Annotated in this window: 17 protein-coding genes; 6 read left to right on the top strand and 11 right to left on the bottom strand. The window is 74.0% G+C overall.

The window, feature by feature from the left end; genetic code table 11:
• Positions 1–51: 51 nt before the first annotated feature.
• The 8 genes from SCA03_RS02650 to SCA03_RS02615 all read right to left on the bottom strand — a co-directional run bounded on the left by SCA03_RS02650 (position 52) and on the right by SCA03_RS02615 (position 6,569).
• Positions 52–627 carry a hypothetical protein gene (locus SCA03_RS02650; protein WP_030874898.1) on the bottom strand — a complete coding sequence of 192 codons (576 nt, stop codon included), beginning with the start codon at positions 625–627 and terminating at the stop codon, positions 52–54.
• The gene (locus SCA03_RS02645) at positions 624–2,003 is read right to left on the bottom strand and encodes a hypothetical protein (RefSeq protein ID WP_086814587.1); all 1,380 of its coding nucleotides are present in this window, start codon (positions 2,001–2,003) and stop codon (positions 624–626) included. The genes SCA03_RS02650 and SCA03_RS02645 overlap by 4 nt, the downstream gene beginning before the upstream one ends.
• Positions 2,000–2,809: an ABC transporter ATP-binding protein gene (locus SCA03_RS02640; RefSeq protein WP_030874901.1), complete on the bottom strand. Its 810-nt coding sequence runs from the start codon at positions 2,807–2,809 to the stop codon at positions 2,000–2,002. Before SCA03_RS02640 ends, SCA03_RS02645 begins: the two co-directional genes overlap by 4 nt.
• A 20-nt stretch (positions 2,810–2,829) precedes the next feature.
• The gene (locus tag SCA03_RS02635; RefSeq protein ID WP_030874903.1) at positions 2,830–3,648 is read right to left on the bottom strand and encodes a zf-HC2 domain-containing protein; all 819 of its coding nucleotides are present in this window, start codon (positions 3,646–3,648) and stop codon (positions 2,830–2,832) included.
• Positions 3,645–4,205 carry an RNA polymerase sigma factor gene (locus SCA03_RS02630; RefSeq protein ID WP_030874905.1) on the bottom strand — a complete coding sequence of 187 codons (561 nt, stop codon included), beginning with the start codon at positions 4,203–4,205 and terminating at the stop codon, positions 3,645–3,647. Before SCA03_RS02630 ends, SCA03_RS02635 begins: the two co-directional genes overlap by 4 nt.
• Positions 4,206–4,393: 188 nt before the next feature.
• The gene (locus SCA03_RS02625; RefSeq protein WP_030874907.1) at positions 4,394–4,588 is read right to left on the bottom strand and encodes a ferredoxin; all 195 of its coding nucleotides are present in this window, start codon (positions 4,586–4,588) and stop codon (positions 4,394–4,396) included.
• A gap of 35 nt (positions 4,589–4,623) precedes the next feature.
• A complete protein-coding gene (locus SCA03_RS02620; RefSeq protein WP_030889980.1) occupies positions 4,624–5,853 on the bottom strand; it encodes a cytochrome P450 in 1,230 nt (409 codons plus the stop codon).
• Between the two features lie 98 nt (positions 5,854–5,951).
• Positions 5,952–6,569 carry a TetR/AcrR family transcriptional regulator gene (locus SCA03_RS02615; protein ID WP_030874909.1) on the bottom strand — a complete coding sequence of 206 codons (618 nt, stop codon included), beginning with the start codon at positions 6,567–6,569 and terminating at the stop codon, positions 5,952–5,954.
• A gap of 185 nt (positions 6,570–6,754) precedes the next feature.
• Between SCA03_RS02615 and SCA03_RS02610 the strand changes: the two genes are divergently transcribed.
• Entirely contained in the window at positions 6,755–7,339 is a 585-nt protein-coding gene (locus SCA03_RS02610; protein ID WP_030874910.1) for a TerD family protein, read from the top strand.
• Between the two features lie 87 nt (positions 7,340–7,426).
• Here SCA03_RS02610 and SCA03_RS02605 read toward each other — a convergent pair whose 3' ends face one another.
• Positions 7,427–8,605, bottom strand: coding sequence for an amidohydrolase family protein (locus SCA03_RS02605; RefSeq protein ID WP_086816344.1), 1,179 nt, complete (start codon positions 8,603–8,605; stop codon positions 7,427–7,429).
• Between the two features lie 230 nt (positions 8,606–8,835).
• Positions 8,836–9,279 carry an Rrf2 family transcriptional regulator gene (locus SCA03_RS02600; RefSeq protein WP_086816346.1) on the bottom strand — a complete coding sequence of 148 codons (444 nt, stop codon included), beginning with the start codon at positions 9,277–9,279 and terminating at the stop codon, positions 8,836–8,838.
• A gap of 435 nt (positions 9,280–9,714) precedes the next feature.
• Here SCA03_RS02600 and SCA03_RS02595 point away from each other — a divergent pair, with 435 nt between their 5' ends.
• The 4 genes from SCA03_RS02595 (at position 9,715) to SCA03_RS02580 (ending at position 20,653) form a co-directional block, all read left to right on the top strand.
• Positions 9,715–16,935 carry a type I polyketide synthase gene (locus SCA03_RS02595; protein WP_086816348.1) on the top strand — a complete coding sequence of 2,407 codons (7,221 nt, stop codon included), beginning with the start codon at positions 9,715–9,717 and terminating at the stop codon, positions 16,933–16,935.
• Positions 16,932–18,404, top strand: a complete 1,473-nt coding sequence (locus tag SCA03_RS02590) for a flavin-containing monooxygenase (RefSeq protein WP_086816350.1) — start codon at positions 16,932–16,934, stop codon at positions 18,402–18,404. Before SCA03_RS02595 ends, SCA03_RS02590 begins: the two co-directional genes overlap by 4 nt.
• A 99-nt stretch (positions 18,405–18,503) precedes the next feature.
• A complete protein-coding gene (locus tag SCA03_RS02585; RefSeq protein ID WP_086816352.1) occupies positions 18,504–19,772 on the top strand; it encodes a VWA domain-containing protein in 1,269 nt (422 codons plus the stop codon).
• Entirely contained in the window at positions 19,772–20,653 is an 882-nt protein-coding gene (locus SCA03_RS02580; protein ID WP_086816354.1) for a hypothetical protein, read from the top strand. The genes SCA03_RS02585 and SCA03_RS02580 overlap by 1 nt, the downstream gene beginning before the upstream one ends.
• 104 nt (positions 20,654–20,757) lie before the next feature.
• On the opposite strand, the gene SCA03_RS02575 is transcribed toward SCA03_RS02580, so the two are convergent.
• Positions 20,758–21,672: a LysR family transcriptional regulator gene (locus tag SCA03_RS02575; RefSeq protein ID WP_030874917.1), complete on the bottom strand. Its 915-nt coding sequence runs from the start codon at positions 21,670–21,672 to the stop codon at positions 20,758–20,760.
• A 73-nt stretch (positions 21,673–21,745) separates the two neighbouring features.
• Between SCA03_RS02575 and SCA03_RS02570 the strand changes: the two genes are divergently transcribed.
• Complete coding sequence (locus SCA03_RS02570) at positions 21,746–23,227, top strand: MFS transporter (protein WP_230988450.1); 1,482 nt, start codon at positions 21,746–21,748, stop codon at positions 23,225–23,227.
• The last annotated feature ends 2 nt before the right edge of the window (positions 23,228–23,229 follow it).

Genomic DNA, 23,229 nt, shown 5'->3' with positions numbered 1-23,229 from the left:
GCGGCCCCGGCCCGCTCGCACGGGACGGGGCCGGGCACCGGCGTCGGGCCCTCAGCGTTTCGGACCGGCGAAGGCGTAGGCGACGGTGCCGGCCGCCGTGAGGGCGAGGGCGGTCCAGGTGCCCGCCGGTGTGCCGGCCGGCAGCAGCATCCAGGAGAGCACCTGCGCCGGGACGCTCTCCGGCGGCGGCGCGAAGAGCGAGGCCGCCAGCCAGACGATCGGCAGCGTCCAGGCGAACTGCGCCCCGCAGACGACGGCGCCGAGCGCGGCGAGTCCCATCAGTCCGGCGCTGTCCCGCAGCAGGAACGCGGGTGCGCCCAGGTCGTCGCCGAGCGTCTGCACGGCCGTGGCCACCGCGGCCACGAGGGCGCCCGCGAGCAGGACGTGGACGGCCCTGCGGGGTCTCCAGCGGATCGCGGCCGTCCGGTCCAGCGCGACGTCCTGCCCGCCGAGTCCGGTGGAGGCGGCGGTCGTTCCGGCGGCGAGGGCGAGCGCGGCCATCTGCGGATCGCCCGGCCCGTCGTGGCCGCCCCGGCCGAGGGCCCAGCCCACCACGGCGCTGATCACGACGGCCGCGAGGGAGACGGGCATCTGCCGGGAACGCGCGTACAACGTCAGCCACCTCATCGGGCGCCGCCCGCGGACAGCTTGTGCAGCACATCGCCCTTGCAGGAGAGCGCGGCGGTGTGTGCGGCCCGGATCCGGGTGCGCTGTTCCGCGCGCGGCTGCGCCTGGAACCTCTGCCACGCGGGGCGGGCGATCTCCCTCTGGTCGGCCGCCTGGTGCGCGGTCCCGCCGAAGGGTTCGAGCTTGCCCGTGACCGAGCCGGCGGCGATGCTCTGTGCGGCGATGTCCTGGAGCGTGCCGCTCTCGTTCCCGGTGCGGGGGGAGCAGGAGGGAACGAGGCCCTCGGCGAGGAGGGCCCGGGTCAGTTCCCTGCCCTCGGCGGCGGCGATCATGCCGTCGTCGAAGTCGACGAGCACGGCCTCGCGGGAGCGCTGCGGTGTGTCGCCGAGTGCGCGCAGCTCGGTGCTCTCCCGGATCTGCCGCGGTGCCCGGTCGCCCAGGGCGCCGCGCATCTCGTGCAGCGCCTGCTTGCCGGCGTCCGCGAGTTCGTGGAGCCGTGCCTGGTGGGTCTTGGTCACACAGACGGGTCCCTCGCAGACCATGGCCGCGGCCGCCTCGTCGACGACGTAGGTGCGGCGCGGATCGGACGGCAGGACGAGCAGCGCGAGCACCGCGCCGGCCAGCACGGGCGTCCAGGCGAGCAGCCGGCCGCGGCGGGTGGCGGCGGCGAGCAGCGCGAAGCCGGTCGCGCCCAGGCCGAGCAGCCAGAGCGTCTGCCCGAGATGGGCGGAGGCGGAGAGGGTCAGCAGCACCTCGCGCACCTGGGAGACCGCCGGGGACAGCAGCGAGAGCCGGTTGGACACGAGCGGCGTGGGGACCGCCGTGTCGGACGAGACCCGCAACAGGGTGATGAACACGAAGGCGGCCACAGTGACAGCGGGAGGGGTGAGCACGGACGGCAGTGCCCGCCCGAGGCCCATGCCGAGGACGGCGCCCACGGCGAGGGAGAGCGCTCCCACCAGAGAGATCGGCAGCCAGCCGAGGTGCTGGTACGCGGGCCCGGCGAGGACCTGCACCGCGCCGACGGCGACGAGCAGCGCGAAGGCGGCGACCAGGGTGAGCACCGAGGGGCCGGCCAGTGCGGCGGCGCGGTGCCAGGCGGGCCGCGGTGTGCTCGTCAACAGCTCGGAGATCCTGGCGCGGTGGTCGCGCAGCCCCTGGAGCGCGCCGAGCCCGACGGCCGGCGGCCACAGGTAGACCAGCAGGCTGCGGGTCCACATCGCCAGGGACGTCCACTGGTCGGTCCAGCGCACGGTGCCCCTGCTCCAGGGCCCGGGGATCAGCAGAAGGAAGGCGAGGGCGAGGACGAGGACGACGGCCCCGGCCCACGGTGCGACGGTGCGCCGCAACTCGGTACGCAGGACACGGCCGTTCACCAGGATCCCCTCCCCTTGTCCGAGCCGGCCAGCAGCGCGGAGTAGCCGCGCTCCAGCGGGCTGTCGCCGACGTGTTCGGGTCCGCCGGCGGCCGCCAGTTCGTCGGGGGTGCCCTGGAAGACGAGCCGGCCGTCGGCGAAGAGCACCACGTCGGTGCAGGCGGCGGCGACGTCCTCCACCAGGTGGGTGGAGACGACCACGCAGGTGTCGAGGCCCAGCTCCTGGAGGAGTTCGCGGAAGCGCAGCCGCTGGGCCGGGTCGAGGCCGACGGTCGGTTCGTCCAGGAGCAGGATCGCGGGATCGTTGACGATGGCCTGGGCGATGCCGGCGCGCCGCACCATGCCGCCGGAGAGCGCCTTCATCCGGTCGTCGGCGCGGTCGGCGAGGCCCACGCGTTCCACGGCACGCTGTACGGCGCCGGGGATCTCCGCCTTGGGGACCTCCTTGAGCCAGGCCATGTACTCGACGAACTCGCGCACGGTGAAGCGCTTGTAGTAGCCGAACTCCTGCGGCAGATAGCCGATCCTGCGGCGCAGCGCGCGGTGTTCTCCGGTGCCGCCCGCGGACTCGCCGAGCAGTTCCAGGCTGCCGGCTGCGGGGCGCAGCACGGTGGCCAGCGCGCGGATGAGGGTGGTCTTGCCCGCGCCGTTGGGGCCGAGGAGACCGTGCACTCCCGTGTCCAGGGAGAGATCGAGCCCGTCGACGGCCATCCGTTTCCGGCCGGCCGCCACTTTCAGTCCGGTGGCCCGGATCTGCCAGGCGTAGGACGTCGGCGCGAGGTCGGCCGCGCTCACTGCGGGCGTCATGCGGTGTTCCTTTCCGAGGTTCAACGGTGGGCTCCCAGCACGGAGTAGGCGCCCCTGCGGGCGATCACGACACCGGTGCCGAGCACGGCGATCAGCGCCCAGACGGGCAGTCCGTCCGTCCGCAGAGCGAAGCTCTCCCGGCCGGCGGCGAGGGCGGGCGCGGCGATGACGGCGGCCCACACGGCGACCAGCGCGACGGCCGCCCGGGTCACCCCGATGAGCCCGCCGAGCGCGAGGGTCGTCGTGGTGAAGGCCAGGCAGGGCAGCAGCCAGTGGGCCACCATGACCCCGGTCGCCCACCCGGCCAGCAGCAGGACGGGGACGAGGACGGCGAGCACCGAGGCGGTGCGGCGCAGCACGAGGTGGAGCCCCGCCCTGGGTGTGGAGGCGGTCAGCTCGTACCCGGGGTCGAGGCCACGCGACCAGGCGGCGGCGACGCCGAGCACGGGCAGCACCGGGGAGAGCAGCAGTACGGGTGACGCCTCGCCGAAGCGGGCGCCGCTCAGGTCGAGCAGCAGCGCGAGCAGCGTCACGCCCGCCGCCATGAGCAGCCAGGGCACCATCGCGGGGGTGAGCCACGCTCTCAGCTCCACCGGCCACCGCCGCCGGCGCGGCCGTGGCGCTGTGGCGGCGAGCCGGGGTTCGAGGCCGGACCACACGGTGTCGACCAGTTCCGTCACGGCGGGCTCCTGTGCCGTGACGGCGGCCGACAGCCGCTCCCGGCATCCGTGGCACGCCTCCAGATGGGCCTCCAGGGCCCAGGTCTCGTCGGCGGCCAGTTCGCCGCCCCCGCGCACATAGGCGTCGATGATCCGCACCGACGCGTGTTCGCCACTCATGCCAACGCCTTTCGCATCGCGATCCGGGCCCGGCGGGCGCGGGTCTTGACGGTCCCTTCCGGCAGCCCGAGCAGGACGGCGGCCTCCCGCACCGACAGCCCGTCGAGCACGAGGGCCTGCAACACCTGTCTGAGTTCGGGTGCCAGGCTCCGCAGCGCGTCCCCGACGTCGCCGCCGACGGACGCGGAGAGCGCCTCGTCCTCGGCCGCCGGCGCCGCGTCCGGGAACGCGGCGGCGGGGGGCGGCTCGGCGTGGTGCGCCCGGCGCCGGAAGGCGTCGACGAGGCGGCGTGCGGCGATCGTCCACAGCCAGCCGACGGCGGTCCCGCCCACCGTGGAGCCGGCGAACGCGCCCGCTGCGCGCCACACGGCCAGATAGGTCTCCTGCATGACCTCGGCGACGAGCTGCTCGTCCGCGCAGCGGCGGCGCAGCCGCACCGCCAGCCAGGGCGCCGTACGCCGGTACAGTTCCTCGAACGCGGCGCGGTCGCCCTTGGCCACCTGCCGGACGAGGCGCTCCTCGTCGGCCTCGCCCGCTCGCTTCCTCACTGATCTCACACCCGCTAGACGCCTGCGCGGGACGTGAGGTTTTCCTGCACCTGTGGCGCTCGTCACACAGCGCGAGGCCCCGACGGCCGGTGTCCGGCGCCGGGGCCTCCGTCAGGGGCTGTCGTGGAGCTGGCGTTGTGCTGGCGTTGTGCTGGCGTGCGGTTGTCAGGGTGACGGGCCGCGACGGCGGTGGGCCGTCACTCCTCCCGCAGGGCGATGGCGGCGGCCGGGCAGATCGCGGCCGCTTCCCGTACGTCCTCGTGCCGCGGGGCGTCCGGGCGCTCGTCGAGCGTCACGACGATGCCGTCGTCGTCCTGGTCGAAGACGTCGGGGGCGACCAGGACGCACTGTCCGGAGGCGACGCACCGGGGCCGGTCGACTTCCACGCGCATGGGCTTCTCGATTCTCCGCGAGGGGTTGGAGGGGGTCACCAGGTGACGGGAAGCTTGTAGACGCCGTAGACGATGCCGTCGTGCTTGAACTCGATCTCGTCGAACGGTATCGCCGTGGCGAGGGTCGGGATACGGCGGTACAACGTGCCGTAGACGACCTGGAGTTCGACACGGGCGAGCGGCTGGCCGAGGCACTGGTGCACGCCGTAGCCGAAGGCGACATGGCGGCGGGCGTTGCGGGTGAGGTCGAGCCGGTCGGGGCCGGGGAAGGCCGCCGGGTCGCGGTTGGCGACGTCGTTGGCGAAGATGATCCCCTCGCCCGCGCGGATCGTCTCACCGCCGGCCTCGATGTCCTCCAGCGCCACCCGGCGGCGGCCGGAGTGGGTGATGTTGAGATAGCGCAGCAGTTCCTCGACCGCTCCGGCCACCACCTCGGGATCCTCGGTCTCGCGCAGGAGGGCGAGTTGGCCGGGGTTCCGCAGCAGGGCGAGGGTGCCGAGGGCGATCATGTTGGCGGTGGTCTCGTGGCCCGCCGCGAGCAGGAGATTGCCCAGCCGCGCGGCCTCGCGCCGGGTCAGCTCGCCGGTCGCCACGCGCTCGGTGGCCAGGACGGACAGCAGGTCGTCGGCGGGCCGGGCGAGCTTGTCGGCGAGGAGGTCGTCCATGTAGTCGATGAGCGCCGCGTTCGCCGCCGCCACCTCCTCCGGCGTGGAGGTGCGGCGGACGATGATCCGGGTGTTGCGCTGGAAGAAGTCGTGCTTCTCGTAGGGCACGCCGAGCAGTTCGCAGATGACGAGGCTGGGCACCGGCAGCGCGAACGCCTCGACGAGGTCCACCGGTTTGGGGCCGGCGAGCAGGGTGTCGACGAGATCGTCGACGATCTTCTGGATGGACGGCCGCAGCGCCTCGATCTTCTTGATCGCGAAAGGCGCCGTCACCATCCGGCGCAGCCGGGCGTGTTCGGGATCGTCCATGGTGAGGAACGTCTGGCTGGCGGGGTCGCTGCCCTGCATCGCGGCGGAGCGGTGCGGATAGCCGTCGCGGGTGGCGTCGGCGCTGACGCGCGGGTCGTTGAGCAGGGTGCGCACGTCCTCGTGCCGGGTGATCAGCCAGGGCCGGCTGCCGTCCCAGATCTGCACCCGGGAGACGGGCCGGTCCGTCTGGAGCGAGCGGAGGGCGGGGGGCGGGTCGAAGGGGCATCCGGCCGCCCGGGGTGAGGGGTGTTCGGGCAATCCCGCCGGGGCGGATGTCGCGGTGTCGGCCATGCGTGCCTCCGTGGGCAGGGGATTCGCGTCCCCGTTTTGCTAACACCGTTAGGTGCCCTGGGCAACCATTTGGACGGAAGCGGCCTCGCCCACCCGCACTATCTGGTCATCGCCACATCGAGAAGCTCGTCCGCCATCTCCTCCAGGGCCCGCCGGTCGGTCTCGAACGGGGTGGACATGGCCATCGCCACCACCCCGTGCAGGGAGAACCACAACAGCCTGGCCACCCGCGCGTCGTCGGCCCGGCCGGTGCGCTCCTCCCGGCAGGCCGCCACCGCCTCCGCCCACACCTCGGACACCAGCCACACCGGATGTGCGGCCCTCTCCTCGCGGGGCACCTCGATCCGCTCGATGCCGAACATCAGCCGGTAGAACCGCGGATTGTCCAGCGCCAGCCGGCAGTACCGCTGCACCATCGCACGCAGCCCCGCGCGCGGCCCGTCCGCCGAACCGCGCTCCCTGGCCTCGCACAACTCCGCCACCAGCCACTCGTAGGCCCGCTGCGTGACCGTCGCCACCAGCTCCGCACGGTCCTTGAAGTGCAGATAGATGCTGGGCGCCGAGATGCCCACCTCACGGGCGACCGCGCGCAGGGACAGATCGCCCTCCCGTCCCGACCGCGCCAACAGCCGTGCCGCCGCCGCGAGGATCTCGTCCCGCAGCGCGGCACCCTCCCCCCACCGGCTCGGTGTGCGGCGCTTGAACCCCTCGGCCATCCCGGCCTCCCCTCCCGCCCACGGTGAACACGGCTCATTGTGGCCTGAAGTCGTCGCTCGTCCGCGGGTGCGGCCCCAACGGAGCGGAGCACCGCGGGAGAAGCCCGCACGCGTCGGACCCGGTAGGCCGCGGCAGGAAGCCACCAGGCAGACTGATGGCATATGTCCCACCTGGAGGAATACGCATGATTACGCTGACGAAGGACGACGAGCCGGCCGACCTGGACGGCGTGACCCATCTGTCCATCGGGGTCTCCTGGGACCCGACCGCCGGCAGCAGCGGCGGCGTCATGGGCAAGCTGCGCCGGAAGGTCGGCACCGACCTCGATCTGATCGCGATCGCCATGCAGGGAGGCGACCCGGTCCGGCTCGCGGGCCTGGACTCCCTGGATCCGATGGGCAATCGCTCCCTGCTGCACTCCGGCGACAACCAGACCGGCCGCGGCGACGGTGACGACGAGACGGTGACCGTCGAATTCGACAAGATCCCGTCCAACATCACCTCCATCGTGTTCGTCGCCGCCGCCTACAAGAAGGGCAGCGCCTTCAACAAGGCGCGGAACATCAGCTTCAAGGTGTACGACTCGACGGGCGGCAGCAGCGAGCAGGTCGCCGACATCTGGCCGAGCCTGCTCACCACCGACAACGGCTGTGCCATCGCGAAGGCCATGCGCACGGGCGGCGGTTGGAAGCTGAAGGTCATCAACGAGACCGGGAAGATCAAGCAGGGCAACGAACAGGCCCTGATGCAGTTCGCGGTGAACAAGTAACACCCCCGGGGCGGCCCGGAAGCCACTGGCCGCCCCGGTCGCATGCCTCCCCCGCCGGTGCGGGCGAGGAGGCTTCCCACCGCGCAGCTAGCGTTTGTCGACGACGGGTTCACCGCCGAGGACGACCATGCGGAGGTCCCGCAGGCCGGTGATGTCCGCGGTGGGATCGGCGTTCAGGACGAGCAGATCGGCGCGCTTGCCGGGAGCCACCGCACCGAGATCGGGCCGGGCGCACTGCCGCGCAGCGCCGCTGGTGCCCGCGGCCAGCACCTGGGCCGGTGTCATCCCGGCCGCCACCATCAACTCGGCCTCTTCCAGGGTGTTGGCCCCGTACCGGCCCCGGCCGCTGAAGGTGTCGCTGCCCAGCGCGATGTGCACACCGGCCTCGGCGGCCTTCCGGAGATTGCCGCGCGCGTCCGGGCGGGCGTCGTCGATCCACAGCGTCGGCGTGTAGGTGACGCCGTGGTCGAGCATCAGGTCGATGAGCGCGTGGTCGGTGAGGGGCTCGACGGTGACGCCGTGTTCCAGGCCGTCCGCCCCGGCCTCGATCGCCTCGCGTGCCGCGGCCTGCTGAGTGGTGTGCACGGTGACCCGAAGGCCCCGTTCGTGCCCGGCCTCGACGCCCGCCCGGAGGAGTTCGAGAGGAAGCCGTTCCAGTGCGACACCGTCCGGGAAGGCGGGGTTCTGCCAGAGGTAGGCCGGCCCGCCGGAGTGTGCGCACGCGCCCTCCGAGAGCAGCTTGACCGCGTCCACCTCGCGGTCGGCGAGGTGGTGCACCAGGTCGCGCATCTGCTGCACGCTCTCGGCCTCGCCCGTGAAGCGCGCGCGTGCCCAGGGGTTGCCGCCGAAGACGGTGGCGGCGGGATGCCCGCCGCGTCCGGTGATACCGCAACCGGTCGCCAGCAGGCGCGGGCCCCGCAGCGTGCCGGCGGCGAGCGCGGCCCGTGTACGGAGGATGCCGTCCGTCGGGTCGCCCACGGACTTGATGGTGGTGATCCCGTGGTCGAGGAACAGGCCCAGCTTTCCGGGGAGTTCGCTCTGCTCGAAGGCCCGCAGCGACTCCGGCCCGGAGACCGCCCGCACATCGTAGAAGTGGATGTGCGTGTCGATCAGGCCCGGCACGACCCATCCCCCGTCCGCGTCCACCTGGCGCCTGCCCCGAAGCGGCCGGGCCGAGACACCGGCGATCTCTCCGCCGTCGACGGCGATGTCGTACAGACCGGCGAGCGCCCGGCGGCCGTCGAAGACATGGGCACGACTGATCACGAGGTCGTGGACCCGCGGGGCCGCGGACCTCGGTGTTCGCCGTCGTCGCTTCGGATTCCTGGGGCACCGCTGTCACTCCTGGCGTTCGGGGGTCGATGTGCGGGACGGGTGTACGCGGAGGGTCCGCGGGGCGCTGAGGCCCAGAGCCGCGAGGCACCAGAATTGCAACCGTGCTGGTTACAGTTTGCTCGTGCGGGAACGACGCGGGCCGGGCCCGCGTCGTCAGGTGATCAGTGGCTCCCCGGTTCGCCGTCGAAGGCCAGGATCCGCCGCAGCAGTCCGGCGATCGTCGTTTTGCCGAGCTGCTCCTCCAGGGCGCGCTCCGCGTCCCGGAACTCGGCGTCGAGCAGAGTGCCGATGCCGCGCCCCACCTCGCAGGCCCCGCTGGGCGGATGGGTATGCCGGGAGAAGATCTGCCCCTCCTCGACGGCGGCGTACGCGTCGTAGAGCGTGATGTCCCGCGGCGCGCGGGCCAGCGACCATCCGCCGCCCCGCCCCTCGGTGGACCACACCAGCCCGGCGTCCCGCAACCGGCCGAGAACACGCCGCACGAGGACGGGGTTGCTCTCCAGGCTGTCGGCGATCTCCGCGGAGGTGAGCGAGCCGCCACGCCGGTGCGCCAGCATCGCCAGCGCGTGCACGGCGACCGCGCTCCTGCTGCTGAGCCCCGCCATCCGCCGCTCCCGCCGTCGCACCGATCAACCGCAACCAGACTAGTTACAGTTTCATTCTCCGGTCAACGGAACCGGTCGGCGCCCTCGTCAACCGGATCGGTCGACGGGACCGGTCGACGAAACCGGATGACCGGGCCGGGCAACCGAAGCACCCTCGCTCGCGTCACCGCACAGGGAACGCCCCGGCAGGGCCGTCCGGCCCGGTCCGGGGCCCCTCACGGGAAGGGCGGCGCGCACAGCTCTGCAAAGCGTGCTGCCGGAAAGCGAGGCGGCCTCGGGCGTCCGTTACACGCCGATAACCGTGTCGCCATGCGCGGTTCACGGCAACCCCGTCCGATTGCTGTGGTGAACCTGCGCGGGGAGTCGCCGCGGTCGTATGCGATCGTGTGGGGCGTACGTGATCTTGATCGGGGCGCTGCCCGGGGAGGACGAACCATGAGTCGGTCGGTCACCGAGGCGCCGGGCAGTGCCGGTACAGCCGCCGGGCAGGACACGGACGCCGCGAGCGGGGCGCCGGTGCAGGAGCCGGTGGCCCTCATCGGTATCGGCTGCCGCTATCCCGGCGGCATCACCGACCCGCGCGGCTTCTGGGATCTGCTCATATCCGGGACCGACGCCATCGGCGACATACCGCCGGACCGCTGGAACGCGGACGCCTTCTACGACGCCGACCCGGCCACCCCGGGCCGGATGACCGTACGTCAGGGCGGCTTCCTGCGGGACCGCGTCGACCGGTTCGACGCCGGCTTCTTCGGTATGACGCCGAGGGAGGCCGCCGCGCTGGACCCGCAGCAGCGGCTGCTCCTCGAAGTCGCCTGGGAGGCGTTCGAGGACGCGGGCCTGCCCCCGGAGCGGACCGCGGGGACCGGCGTCGGCAGCTACATCGGCGGGTTCACCTTCGACGCCGCGACACAGCAACTCGGCGTCACCGAACGGGAACTGATCGGTACGTCCACGCCGACGGGCGTCAGCATGACGATGCTGGCCGCCAGGCTCTCCTACGCCTTCGACTGGCACGGGCCGTCGCTGACGATGGACACCGCGTGCTCCTCCTCGCTGGTCGCCTTCCACCACGCCTGCGTCGCCGTCTCCCGCGGCGAGTGCGAACTGGCCGTGGCGGGCGGGGTCAACGTGATGACCAACCCGGTCACCACGATCCTCATGTCCAAGGGCCAGTTCCTCTCCCCGGACGCACGGTGCAAGTCCTTCGACCACCGCGCCAACGGCTACGCACGCGGCGAGGGCGCGGGCATCGTGCTCCTCAAGCCGCTGGCCGCCGCCGAGCGCGACGGCGACCACATCTACGCGGTGGTGCGCGGCACCGCCGTGAACCAGGACGGGCGGACACCGGGCATCACCGTTCCCAGCGCCGAGGCCCAGCGTGCGGTGATCCGCCGGGCATGCGCTGCGGGGGACGTCGACCCCGCCTCGGTCGGGTACTACGAGGCGCACGGCACGGGAACGGCCGTGGGCGATCCCATCGAGGCGGACGCCATCGGCACCGTGCTCGGCGACCCGGGCCGCACGAGCTGGATCGGCTCGGTGAAGTCCAACTTCGGGCACACGGAGGCGGCGGCCGGGGTCGCCGGTGTGATCAAGGCCGCGCTCTGTCTCGAACGCGGCCTCGTCCCGCCCAATCTGCACTTCGAGAAGCCGAACCCGAAGATCCCGTTCGACTCGCTGCCGCTGCGTGTGCCCACGGAGACGGTCCCGTTCCCGGCGTGGGACGGCCCGCGCCGCGCCGGTGTGAACTCCTTCGGGTTCGGCGGCACCAACGCGCACGCCATCCTCGAACAGGCCCCTGCCGCCGTGGCCGCTCCTGCCGCGCAGGCCGCCTCGGAACAGGAAGCCGCCCCGGGCGAACCCGACGGCGGGGCGCCCCGGTTGCTGCCGCTGTCGGCCCGCGACCCGCAGGCGCTGCGGGCGCTCGCCGAGCGGTACGCGGACCTGCTGGCGGAGCCCGGCGCGCCCGCCCTGCACCGGGCCGCGCGGGCCGCGGCACGGCAGCGCCAGCACCACCAGGTGCGGGCCTTCGTCGTCGCGGACGAACCGGCGCGGGCCGCCGAGCAGTTGCGGGCGCTGGAGCCCGCCGCCCGGCCCGCGTCCCGGCCGGGCGTGGCCTTCGTCTACACCGGCATGGGCCCGCAGTGGTGGGGCATGGGCGCCGAACTGCTGCGCACGTCCGAGCGGTTCGCCGAGACCGTCGCGGCGTGCGACGAGATCCTCGCGCCCCTCGGCCTGTCGATCGGTGCCGAACTGAGCCGTCCCGAGCCGGAGTCACGGCTGACGGAGACGCTGTACGCACAGGTCGCCAACTTCGTGGTGCAGGCGGGGCTGACCGCGATGTGGCGCGAGTGGGGCATCGAGCCCGCCGCGATCGTGGGGCACAGCGTCGGCGAGGTGGCGGCGGCCCACGCGGCAGGCGTGTACACGCTGCGGGACGCGCTGACGATCTCGTACCACCGCGCGAGCCTCCAGGCCCGGCTGGCCGGACGCGGGGTGATGGCGGCCGTGGACATGCCGGAGGACGCCCTGCGCCCGTATCTGTCCGACGGTGTGGACGTGGCGGCGGTCAACGGCGCGACGGCGACGACCCTCGCCGGCGACGCCGGCGCCATGGACGCGCTGATCCCGCGGCTGGAGGCGGCCGGCGCTTCCGTGAAGCGGCTCCGGGTCGAAGTGGCCTACCACAGCCACCAGATGGAGGAGATCCGCGAACCGCTCCTGGCGGCCCTGCGCACCATCCGGCCCCGCACGGCCGAGGTCCCCCTGGTGTCGAGCGTGACCGGCGACCGGGTCGACGGCGGCGAGCTGGACGCCGGCTACTGGTGGCGGAACGTCCGGCAGCCCGTGCGGTTCGCCGACGCCCTGCGCCGGCTGTCCGGGTTCGCGCCCGGCGCGGTCGTGGAGGTGGGCCCGCACCCCGTGCTGGCGACGGCGATCGACGAGGCGCTGTCCGGGCAGGCCGGCGGCCCGGTGCGGGTGGCCTCGCTACGGCGGGACCGGCCGCAGCGGGAGCAGCTGCTTCAGGCCCTGGGCACCCTGTACACGGCGGGCGCCGCACCCGACTGGGAGCGGGTGCACCCCGGCCCGCGCGAGCATCTCGACCTGCCCCGCTATCCGTGGCAGCGGGACCACCACTGGAGCGAGTCGGCGGCCGGCCGGGAGGCACGGCTGGGCGGCGCGGGGCCCCGGCTGGCGGGGCGCGAGGTCCGGGGCACCGTCCCCGCGCGCGAAGTGCAGCTGTCCACGGCCGAGTTCCCGTATCTGCCGGACCACCGGATCGGGCAGACCGTGGTCTTCCCCGGCTCGGGATACCTCGAAGCGGCGCTGGCGCTGTTCCCGGACGAGGCCCCGGTCGTCTTCGAGGACGTGGTCTTCCAGCGCCCGCTGACGCTCCTGCCCCACACCGTCAGCACGCTGCGCACGGTCCACGACCCGGAGACCCGGCTCGTCACGCTGCACTCCCGGGAGAGCGGCGACGCGGCGTGGACTCCGCACGCGCGGCTGCGGCACCCCGAACTCGCCCGCCCGCGCACGCCTGCGCCCCGCGCGGAGAGCCTGGCCGAGCTGACGGACGGCCTCCCCCGCTGGGACCGCGACGAGATCTATGCGCGGCTGGACGACACCGGCCTGGAGTACGGGCCGGCGTTCCGGGCCGTCGAGGGGATCTGGCACCGGGAGCGGACCGGTGAGGTGTTCGCCGAGCTGAGCACCGGCACCGTCGACACCGAGGGCTACCGGCTGCATCCGGCGCTGCTGGACGCCGCGCTCCAGGCCATGATCGCCGGTGCGCTGCGCTCGGCCGCCGATGTCGAGGGCGCCACGTTCGTCCCGGCGCGCATCGGTGAACTCCGCTTCCACCGGCCGCCGGGCGAGCGGCTGTGGGTGCACGGGCGGGACCGCGGCAGCACCGTCGAGGGCCGGATCGAATGCGACCTCACGCTGCTCACCGACGGCGGCGAGGTCGTCGCCGAGGTCTTCGGGCTGCGCGCCCAGCGCATGGCCGACGGCCGGGACGGGGAGCACACGGACCCGCCGAAGCCGTACTACGAGCACAGTTGGCACCTCCGCCCGCTCGACGCCGCGGGCGACGCAGCGGGCACCTGGATCGTCGTCGGCTCCCCCGCTGCGGACGCCGCCCTCGTCGAGGCGCTGGAGAAGCGGGGCGGCTCGGTCGTCCGCTTCGCACCGGACGACGAGCCGGGCGAGGACGGTGTCCAGCCGGGCGAGGACGGCGGCGCGGCGGGCGCCGGCGCCGGCTGGCCGGAGCGGGTGGCCGCCCATGTGGCGCGGACACCGGACTGCCGCGGCGTGGTCTACCTCGCCCCACCCGCGGCGGACCTCGCCGACGGCGGCGCCGAGGTGGCGGCCTGCTCGCCCGTCGCCGGTCCGCTGCGGCTGGTGCAGGCCCTCCCGTCCCCCGGGGCGCAGCTGTTCCTGGTGACGTCCGGCGCCCAGAGCGTGCACGGCGACGACGCGACGAGCGACCCGTTCACCGCTTCCCTGTGGGGCTTCGGCAGGGTGATCGGCGCGGAACGGCCGGAGCTGCGGTGCCGGCTGATCGACCTCGGCCCCGATACCGGCGCCGCCGGTGCCGCCGACGCGCTCGTCGACGAGCTGACCCACGACGGCCTGGACGAGGTGGCGCTGCGCGCCGCCGGCCGGTACGTGCGCGCCCTGGAACACGCCGGTGCCCGCTCCCCGCTGCACCATGTGACCGTCCGCCCCGAGCAAACGCCGGTGCGCCTGCGGGCCGACGGCACCGGGGCGGACGGTCTGCACTTCACCGCGGCGGCCCGGCGGCGCCCCGGCCCCACCGAGGTCGAGGTCGAGGTCTCCCACGTGGGGCTCAACTTCAAGGACGTGCTGAAGGCGACCGGTCTGCTGGCCCCGGAGGCGCGGGAGGGCAGCTACTCGCAGGACACGCTCGGCCTGGAGTGCTCGGGCACCGTGGTACGGACCGGTGCCGAGGTATCGGAACTGAGCGTGGGCGACGAGGTGTTCGTCCACGCCCGGGACCTGTTCTCCTCGCATGTGACCGTGGACGCCGTCCGCGTGGTCAAGAAGCCCTCGACGCTCTCGCTCGCCGAGGCGGCCTCCCTGCTGCCCGCGGTCACCGCGCACCAGTCCCTGGTGCGGCTGGCCGGGGTACGCGCCGGGGAGCGGGTGCTGATCCACTCGGCGACGGGCGGGGTCGGGCTGGCCGCGGTACGCCTCGCCAGGACGCTGGGCGCCGAGGTCTACGCGACGGCGGGCAGCGAGGAGCGCCGGGAGTTCCTGCGCGGCGAGGGGGTGGCGGGCGTCGCCGACTCGCGCTCGACGTCCTTCGCCGACGACATCCTGCGGATGACCGGCGGGGCCGGCGTGGACGTCGTCGTCAACTCGCTGTCCGGCGAGATGCTGCACAAGAGCCTGGGGCTGCTGCGCTCGTTCGGCAGGTTCGTCGAACTGGGCAAGGCCGACATGGCGGCGGACCAGGCGCTGCGTCTGGCGCACTTCCACCGGGCGCTGTCCTTCCACGCGTTCGACTACGACCGGATGATGCTGCTGGACCCGGAGGCCGTCCGCGCCTGCATGCGGGAGATGGCCGAGCTGTGCGAGCGGGGCGCGTTCGCACTGCCGCCGGTCACCGAGGTGCCGGCCGGGCAGGTGGACGAGGCGTTCCGGACGATGGCCGGGCGCGGCCGCGTCGGCAAGACCGTCGTCAGGCTGGCGCACGAACCGGTGACCGTCCCGGCGTCCTCCCTGGCGGCGGTGCCCGGCGCCGAGCCCACCGCCCCGGTCCGGCCGGACGGCACCTATCTGCTCACCGGCGGCCTGGGCGGCCTGGGGCTCGTGGTGGCCGAGTGGCTCGCCGGGCAGGGCGCGCGGCATCTGGTGCTCGTGGGCCGCAGCGGTGTCGCCACCGAGGAGGCGGAGCGGGTGGTCGGCGCGCTGCGTGCGCGGGGCGTCGAGGTGTGCGTCGAGCGGGCCGATGTGTCCGACGGTGCCGCGGTGCGGGACGTGCTCGCCCGTGTACGGGCCCAACTGCCGCCGCTGCGCGGCATCGTGCACGCCGCCGCGGACTTCGACGACGTGGTGCTCGCGGACACCGACCCGGCGCGGCTCGTCGAGGCGACCGGGCCGAAGGCCGACGGCGCCTGGCATCTGCACACCCACACCCACGGCGACGAGCTGGACTTCTTCCTGCTGTTCTCCTCGATCGCGGCGCAGCTCGGCGCGGTCGCGGCGGGCGCCTACGCCACCGCCAACGAGTTCCTCGACGCGCTCGCCCGGTACCGCCACGCCCGCGGGCTGCCGGCGACCAGCGTGGGCTGGGGAATGATCGACACGGTCGGTGTGGCGGTCAGCCGGGACGGTGTCGTCGGCTCCATCCTGCGCCGCAACGGCCATCTCGGGCTGGTGCCCGAGCAGTTGGCGGCCGAGCTGGACGTCCTGCTGCGGACCCGGCCCGTCGAGGCGTCGGTCGCCGACGTCGACTGGCGGCGCTGGGCACAGGCCAATCCGCAGCTGGCGCCGCTGCCGGCCTTCCGTTCCCTGGTGCCGGAGGACGGGGCGGACGGCGAGGCCGAGGCGTCGGTGGCCCGGCGGCTGCGCCGCACCGGCGGCGAGGAGCGCCTGCGGCTGCTGTCCGAGGTGCTGGTGCCGCTGCTGCACCGGGTGACGGGGCTGTCCGAGGAACAGCTGCGCGCCCAGCAGTCGGTGGACATCGACTCGCTGATCGGCGTCGAGCTGCGGGTGCTGTTGCAGAACTCGCTCGGGGTGTCGGTCCCGGCCGTGCGGCTGCTGCGCGATCTGTCGGTGGAGCGGCTGGCGGCCCTGCTGGCCGAGGAGCTGGGCCGGGAGCCGGCGGACACCTTCCGCGTACAGGAGCAACTGACCGCGCACACCTTCGAGTCCGCAGACGGGCTCACCGTCCACGGCCACCTCAGCGTGCCGCCCGGCCCGGGACCGCACCCGGCGGTGGTCGTGTGCACCTCGGGCGCGGGCGGCGCCCTGGACGACAAGGGCCGGTACGCCACGGTCGGCGAGCACGCCCCGCTGCACGCCGCCGGGTTCGCGGTCTTCACCGTCGACCACCGCGGAGCGCCCGGGCACGGCGACGCCTACGCCGCCCGCGGTGAGATGGGCGGCGGCGACATCGACGACGTGGTGGCGGCGGCCCGTCACCTCGCCGGGCTGCCGGAGATCGACCCGGCACGGCTGAGCATCCTGGGCACCAGCCGGGGCGCCTACGCGGCGCTGCTGGCGGCGGCCCGCGAGCCCGCGCTGTGGCAGCGCGCCGTCCTCCTCATGGGCCTGTACGACCCGGCCCGGCTCGTCGAGGCCGAGACGCACGCGCCGGGGACCCTGCTGCCCGCGCGCCCGGACGTGGGCCCGGAGGAGATCCGCGCCTACTTCGCCGATCCGCGGCGGCGGCCCCTGGACGCGCTGCGGACGGTGGAGACACCGCTGCTCCTCGTCCACGGCGAGGCGGACGAGGTCGTCCCCGTCGGACAGGCCCTCGACCTGGCCGACCGGGCGGCGCGACTCGGGCTGTCGGCGCAGCTGGTGACGGTGCCCGGGATGGGGCACGACAACGAGCACACCGGCGAGGTCTGGCCCGGGCTGTGGTCGCGCATCACCGGGTTCCTGACGGGAGGCGCGGCATGAGCTCCTCCCCCGTCCGCACGGATGTGGTCGTCGTCGGGGCCGGTATGTCGGGCCTGTGCCAGGCCGTGGAACTGCGCCGGGCCGGGCTGGACTTCGTCGTCCTGGAGAAGGCGGACGACCTGGGCGGCACCTGGCGTGACAACACCTATCCGGGCGCCTCGTGCGACGTCGAGTCCCATCTGTACGCCTACTCGTTCGCGCGCAATCCCGGCTGGAGCTCCACCTTCGCGCGGCAGCCGGAGATCCTCGCCTATCTGCACCGGGTCGCCGCGCGGCGCGGGGTGCTGCCGCACTTCCGCTTCGGCACCGATGTGCGCGGGGCCCGCTGGGACGAGGCGGCCGGCACCTGGACGGTCACCACCGCGCAGGGCGCCACCTATGTCAGCCGCTTCCTGGTCCTGGGCGTGGGCGGCCTGCACACGCCGCGGACGCCCACGCCGCCGGGCTCGGAAGCCTTCCGCGGGCCGGTGTGGCACTCGTCCCGCTGGAACCACGACGCCGACCTGGCGGGCAAGCACGTGGCCGTCGTGGGGGTGGGCGCTTCCGGCGTCCAGATCATTCCCGAACTGGCCCGGCGGGCCGCCGGGGTGACGGTGTTCCAGCGCACACCGGCGTGGGTGCTGCCGAAACCCGACGTGTCCCATCCGGCCTGGCGCAAGCGGCTGTTCCGGCTGCTGCCGTGGGCGCAGGACCTGTACCGGCTGCGGATCCATGTGCGCCGGGAGATGCGCGGTATCGGCTTCCACCACCGGCCGGACGCGCTGCGGGTGGCGGAGGATCTGATCCGCGGCCTGATCGACCGGCACATCGACGACCCCGGGCTGCGCGAGACGCTCACCCCGCACTACCGGCTCGGCTGCAAACGGGTGCTGCTCTCGGACGACTACTACCCGGCGCTCAACAGCCCCCATGTGCGGGTGGTCTCCGGCGGCCCCGCCGCGCTGCGTCCCGGGGGCGTCGTCGACGAGGCCGGCACCGAGCACAGGGCCGACGCACTCGTCTACGCGACGGGCTTCGACCTCGCCGGCTCCTTCGACCGGATACGCGTCGAGGGCACCGGTGGGCGGCTGCTGCACGACACCTGGAGCACCGGCATGTACGCCTACAACGGCGTCGCCGTCTCCGGGTTCCCCAACATGTTCCTCCTCCTGGGGCCCAACGGGTTCGTCCCCTACACCGGCGTGGTGACCAGCATCGAGGCCCAGGCCCGGTACGTGGTGCGGGCCGTCCGGGCGCTGCGCTCGTCGCGTGCGCGGGCTCTCGTGGTGCGCCCGGAGGCCGAACGGCGCTTCCTGGAGGGGGTACGGCGGCAGTACGGCCGCACCGTGTGGGCCGTGGGCGGCTGCCGCAGCTGGTACCAGTCGGAGTCGGCGGCCGGGACGGTGCTGTGGCCGGACTCCACCACCCGGTACCGCCGGCAACTGCGCACCGTGCGGCGGAAGGACTTCGCGTTCCTCGGCACGCGCTGAAGACCCGGCCCGCACCGGCGCGCCCGGTGCGGGCCGGGCCCAACAGTGCCTGGTCGCGGCCGTTTTGGATCAGCGCCGAATTCTCCATACCATCTGGCGATGATCATCAGAAGACGGCTGGCGGCCGGGGCCTGCACCCTGCTCGCCGCCTTGACCCTCGGGCTGTTGCCGGCCGGTACGGCAGCGGCCGAGCCCGCGTCCGGCGAGGACGCCCCCAAGGTGGAGCTGACCTTGGACGTCAGCGGTTCGATGCGGGCACGCGACATCGACGGCAAGTCCCGTATGGCGGCGGCCAAGCAGGCGTTCAACGAAGTCATCGACGCGGTGCCGGACGAGGTGCAGCTCGGCATCCGCACCCTGGGCGCCCACTACCCCGGCGAGAACCGGAAGGTCGGCTGCAAGGACACCCGGCAGATCTACCCCCTCGGCCGGCTGGACCGCACCGAGGCGAAGACCGCCGTGGCGACGCTCTCCCCCACCGGCTGGACGCCGATCGGCCCGGCGCTCCTGGCCGCCGCCGACGATCTGAAGGGCGGCGAGGGCTCCCGCCGTATCGTCCTCATCACCGACGGAGAGGACACCTGCGCGCCGCTCGACCCGTGCGAGGTGGCGCGCGAGATAGCCGCCAAGGGGATCGGGCTGACCGTCGACACGCTCGGCCTCGTCCCCGACACCAAGACCCGCAAGCAGCTCAAGTGCATCGCGGAGGCCACCGGAGGCACCTACACCTCGGTCCGCAAGACCGACGAACTGTCCGGCCGTGTCAACCAGTTGGTGGACCGTACGGCCGATCCGGTCGCCGTGCCCGTGGCGACCGAGGGCGCCCAGGAGTGCGCGCAGGCCCCGCGGCTGCGCCCCGGCCTCTACAGCGACCGGGAGAAGTTCGGGCAGCACCGCTTCTACCGGGTGGACGTCTCCCCCGGCCAGGAGCTGCGCGCCTCGGTGAGCATCGGCGCCGACCGGGCCGTGCACAACGACTACGGGGTGCTGCTGCGCGCGGTCACCGTCCACGGCCGGGAGGTGGTCCGCGGCTCCGAGGCGGGCGACGGCCGCACCGATGTGATCTCGACGGGCCTGCGCTATCCGAAGGCGCCCGCCGACGACGACGACAAGGACGCGAAGGAGACCGTCTGCCTCCAGGTCAGCAACTCCTTCTCCGCGCCCGCCTCGGTCAAGACCGAGCCCGGCCTGCCCGTCGAGCTGACCGTCGATCTGGTGGACGGCCCGGACGACGCGTCCGACGTCGCCTCCTTCGGCCTGGGCCGCGGCTGGTGGCTGCTGGGCGCCCTCGCGCTCACCGGCCTGGTGGTCGGCCTGCTGTGGGGCTGGCTCTCGCGCCTGCGTGACGTCACCGGGAGGAGCTACTGATGCGCAGCCTCCGCACGGCGTTCACCGCGCTGATCTGCACGACCGTCCTCGCCGGGCTCACCGGCTTCGCCGGAGCCGGCACCGCGGCGGCGGAAAGCCCCTCGCCCGACGCCGGGGAGAGCACGTCCGGGCCGACCCAGGCGGGCACCGGTTTCCGTGACGCCACCGCCGTCCCGCCGGGCAGCGCGGCCACGGCCGAGGCGTCCAGCGGCGACTATCTGTACTGGGCGTTCCCCGTCGACGCCGGACAGCGGCCCACCTTCAAGGCCGAGGTCACCCTGCCCCAGGCGACCGCCCGGCACGGCGACTCGACCTGGCGCATCGACGTCTACGACGGTCTGCGCCGCCGCCAGCCCTGCATGTACGGCATGCAGAGCAGGGCCGCCGGCCAGGACACCGGGTCGGTCGCGCTCTCCTGCACGCTGCGGCCGGTCCGTTCGCTGGCCGACCCGTGGTCCGACCATCCGCTGCCGGGCAGCTACTACCTGCGGCTGACCGTCACCGACGCCCCGGAGAAGGACCTCGGGCTGCCGGTCCGGGCCCGGGTCGAGGCGGACCTGAAGGACGCCGGCGGCGCCGAGGCGGTCGACGGCACCCTGTCCACCCCGCTGGTCCCCGGCGCCTCCGCCAAGGACGCCGAGGACGCCGAGGACGACAAGGCCGCCGAGGAGGAGGGCGGGGACGACGCGAGCCCCGGCCCGAGCACCACCCGGCAGACGGCGTCCTCCGTCGAGCCGGAGGACGGCTGGTCCTCGGGGTGGTGGTCCGACCGCTGGATCTGGACCGCCGCCGGAGGCGTGCTCGCCGTCCTCGCCGCCTTCGGCGGCCGCGCCCTCACCCGCAGGCCGCAGCGCCCCTCGCGGGTCCCGCCGGGCTACTGACCGACCGCACCACACCGCGCGTGGCCGGGCCTTCCGGCCACGCGCCCCGGCCGTGGGGCGACGGCGACCGGCGCTCACGGTGCCGCCGCGCCGCGGCCACCGGGTCAGGGCCCGGGCAGGAGCCGGGCGGCGGTCTCGGTGATGGTGTCGACGGCGTGGGTCAGGGTGGGGATCTCGCGGGCGCCGAGCCGGGTGACGGACATGATGCGGCGCGCCGGAGCCGGTTCGCCGTGCAGCGGGATACGGGCCACGGGCGAGTCGTCGCGCAGCCGGGCCAGCCGGGGCACGAGGATCACGCCGAACCCGTGGGCGACCAGCGCGGTCCCGGTGTCCCACTCGTCCGCGTAGTGCGCGATGTCGGGGGTGAACCCGGCGCTCATACAGGCCGCGAGCACCAGCTGGTGGTAGGTCGTGCCCGGGGCGCCCACGATCCACGGCTCCGCCGCGGCGTCGGCGAGGGTGACCCGCCGGCGCCCGGTCAGCGGATGCCCCTGGGGGACGACGAGGTCCAACGGGTCGTCCAGCAGCGGCCGTTGGTCGAACCTGCGGTCCGTCATGGGCGGCGAGTCCGCCGTGACGACCAGCAGCGCGAGATCGGCCTCCTGGGAGAGCAGCAGGTCGAAGCAGCGGTCGGGTTCGGCCTCGATGATGCGCACCGTCAGCTGGGGGTAGGCGTCGCGCAGCCCGGCGGCGGCGGGCGGCAGCAGCCGGCTGGCGGCGGTCGAGAAGCCGCACAGGGTGATCTGTCCCGTGGGTTCGGTGTCGGCGGCTGCCACCTCGGCGCGGGCGCGCTCCCACTGCTCCTGGAGACGCTCCGTGTGCCGCAGCAGCACCCGGGCCGCGTGCGTGAGCCGGATGCCCCGGCCGCTGGGCACCAGCAGCTTGGCGTCCACCTCGGCGGCGAGCTGTTTCAGCTGGTAGGAGACGGCGGACGGCGTGTAGTTCAGCGCCTGGGCAGCGGCGGTCACGGTGCCGTGCTCGGCGACCACCTGGAGGATCCGGAGCCGGGAGTCAATCATGCAAAGAGTTTGCATGATCAGATCCAGAAGCGTTTGATTCCCCTCGCGTTTGTTCGGCTGCACACTGGCTGACGTGACTGATCAGCGTGTTTCTTCGGGGCGAAGCGCGTACACGGAGCCCACCCTCATCTGCCCCACGGGCCCCCGGCCCCGGTGGCGTGGCCGTACCGTCCAGCGGCCGGAGGGCCGCGCCGACCGCAGGACGGTACGGACCGCGGGACTGCTGGTGGTGGTGCTGACCGCCGGCGCCTATCTGCCCAGTCCGCTCTACCCGGACTACCAGCACCTCTTCCGCTACGACGACCTGACCATGACCCTGCTGTTCGCCACCTTCGCGCTGGTGAGCGGCCCGGCGCTGCTGCTGTGCGGCCCCGCGGCCGACCTGTTGGGCTCCCGGCCCCTGCTGCGGCTGAGCGTGCTGCTGGCCGCCGCCGGCTCCGCCTGTTTCGTCCTCGCCGACAGCCCGGCCTGGCTCTTCGCCGGACGCGTCGGCCAGGCGCTGGCCCTGGGCGCGGCCACCGGCGCGGCGCAGGCGCTCATCAACCGGCACCGCAGCGCCTCGGCCCGCGTCGGCGGCCCGCTGTTCGCCAGCCTGGTCTTCGCCGCCGGTACCGCAGCGGGACCGGCCGGCTCCGGGGTGCTCGCGCAGTACGCGCCGGCCCCGCTGGTCACCCCCTACCTGCTGCACCTGGCCCTGCTGGTCTGGGTGTGGTGGCGACTGCACCGGACCGTCCCCGGCCCGGTCGCCGCACGCCCGGCCCTGCGCCGGTGGCGCCCGGCCAGGCCGCACATCCCCGCCGCGCTCCGGCCGTTGTTCGCCGTCGCGGGACTGTCCGGCTTCCTCGCCTGGGCCGTCGTCGGCGTCTACCTCGCCCTGGTGCCCGCCCTTCTCGCGAAGACCCCGCACGGCGACTCCCCGGCCCTGTCGGGCGGAGTGCTGGGAACGGTCCTGGTCTGCTCGCTGCTGTCCCAACTGGGCGGCGCCCGCCGCGCCGCGCACACCGCCCAACGGCTCGGCCTCGGCGCGCTCGTCGCGAGCCTGCTGCTGCTCGCCGCCACCGGCGCCGCCTCGCTGCCCGCCACCCTCGGCTCGGCCCTGCTCGCCGGCGCGGGACACGGGCTCGCCTTCAGCGGCGCCGCCCGCGCCGTGGACGCGCACACCCCGCCCGGGCACCACGCCGGCATCGGCTCGGCGCTCTACCTCCTGTTCTACCTGGGCTCAGGGACACCGGCCGTCGCCGTCGGCGTCATGACCGCCTGGACACCGCTCACCACGGCCGTCACCCGGCTCAGCTGGGCAGGCGCCGCCCTCGGCCTGATCGCCCTCCTGACCACCTGCACCCTCACCACCCGCCCGTCGCCCGCCCAGCAGCAGCCGCCTGTGGTGATCCCGTCGACCGTTGCCGGGCCGGGCCCGGAGCCGGTGCACATCTCCCTCCCGGCGAGCGTGAGTCCGTCCCTCCCGGCGAGCGTGAGCCCGACGCGGCCGGTCTCCTCGGCGGCACCGGGGGCGACCGGCGAGCGGGCCGGTGCGGAGCCGACCGGCGCCGGCTGACG

Source organism: Streptomyces cacaoi (assembly GCF_006539165.1).
GTDB lineage: Bacteria > Actinomycetota > Actinomycetes > Streptomycetales > Streptomycetaceae > Streptomyces > Streptomyces cacaoi.
This window is presented reverse-complemented; position numbering and strand designations above follow the sequence as displayed.

Coding starts and splice junctions, on each gene's coding strand:
- SCA03_RS02590 (WP_086816350.1), top strand. CDS start 16,932: ATGAGCTCCTCCCCCGTCCGCACGGATGTGGTCGTCGTCGGGGCCGGT.
- SCA03_RS02580 (WP_086816354.1), top strand. CDS start 19,772: ATGCGCAGCCTCCGCACGGCGTTCACCGCGCTGATCTGCACGACCGTC.
- SCA03_RS02610 (WP_030874910.1), top strand. CDS start 6,755: ATGATTACGCTGACGAAGGACGACGAGCCGGCCGACCTGGACGGCGTG.
- SCA03_RS02595 (WP_086816348.1), top strand. CDS start 9,715: ATGAGTCGGTCGGTCACCGAGGCGCCGGGCAGTGCCGGTACAGCCGCC.
- SCA03_RS02615 (WP_030874909.1), bottom strand. CDS start 6,569: ATGGCCGAGGGGTTCAAGCGCCGCACACCGAGCCGGTGGGGGGAGGGT.
- SCA03_RS02640 (WP_030874901.1), bottom strand. CDS start 2,809: ATGACGCCCGCAGTGAGCGCGGCCGACCTCGCGCCGACGTCCTACGCC.
- SCA03_RS02635 (WP_030874903.1), bottom strand. CDS start 3,648: ATGAGTGGCGAACACGCGTCGGTGCGGATCATCGACGCCTATGTGCGC.
- SCA03_RS02620 (WP_030889980.1), bottom strand. CDS start 5,853: ATGGCCGACACCGCGACATCCGCCCCGGCGGGATTGCCCGAACACCCC.
- SCA03_RS02585 (WP_086816352.1), top strand. CDS start 18,504: ATGATCATCAGAAGACGGCTGGCGGCCGGGGCCTGCACCCTGCTCGCC.
- SCA03_RS02650 (WP_030874898.1), bottom strand. CDS start 627: ATGAGGTGGCTGACGTTGTACGCGCGTTCCCGGCAGATGCCCGTCTCC.
- SCA03_RS02575 (WP_030874917.1), bottom strand. CDS start 21,672: ATGATTGACTCCCGGCTCCGGATCCTCCAGGTGGTCGCCGAGCACGGC.
- SCA03_RS02600 (WP_086816346.1), bottom strand. CDS start 9,279: ATGGCGGGGCTCAGCAGCAGGAGCGCGGTCGCCGTGCACGCGCTGGCG.
- SCA03_RS02625 (WP_030874907.1), bottom strand. CDS start 4,588: ATGCGCGTGGAAGTCGACCGGCCCCGGTGCGTCGCCTCCGGACAGTGC.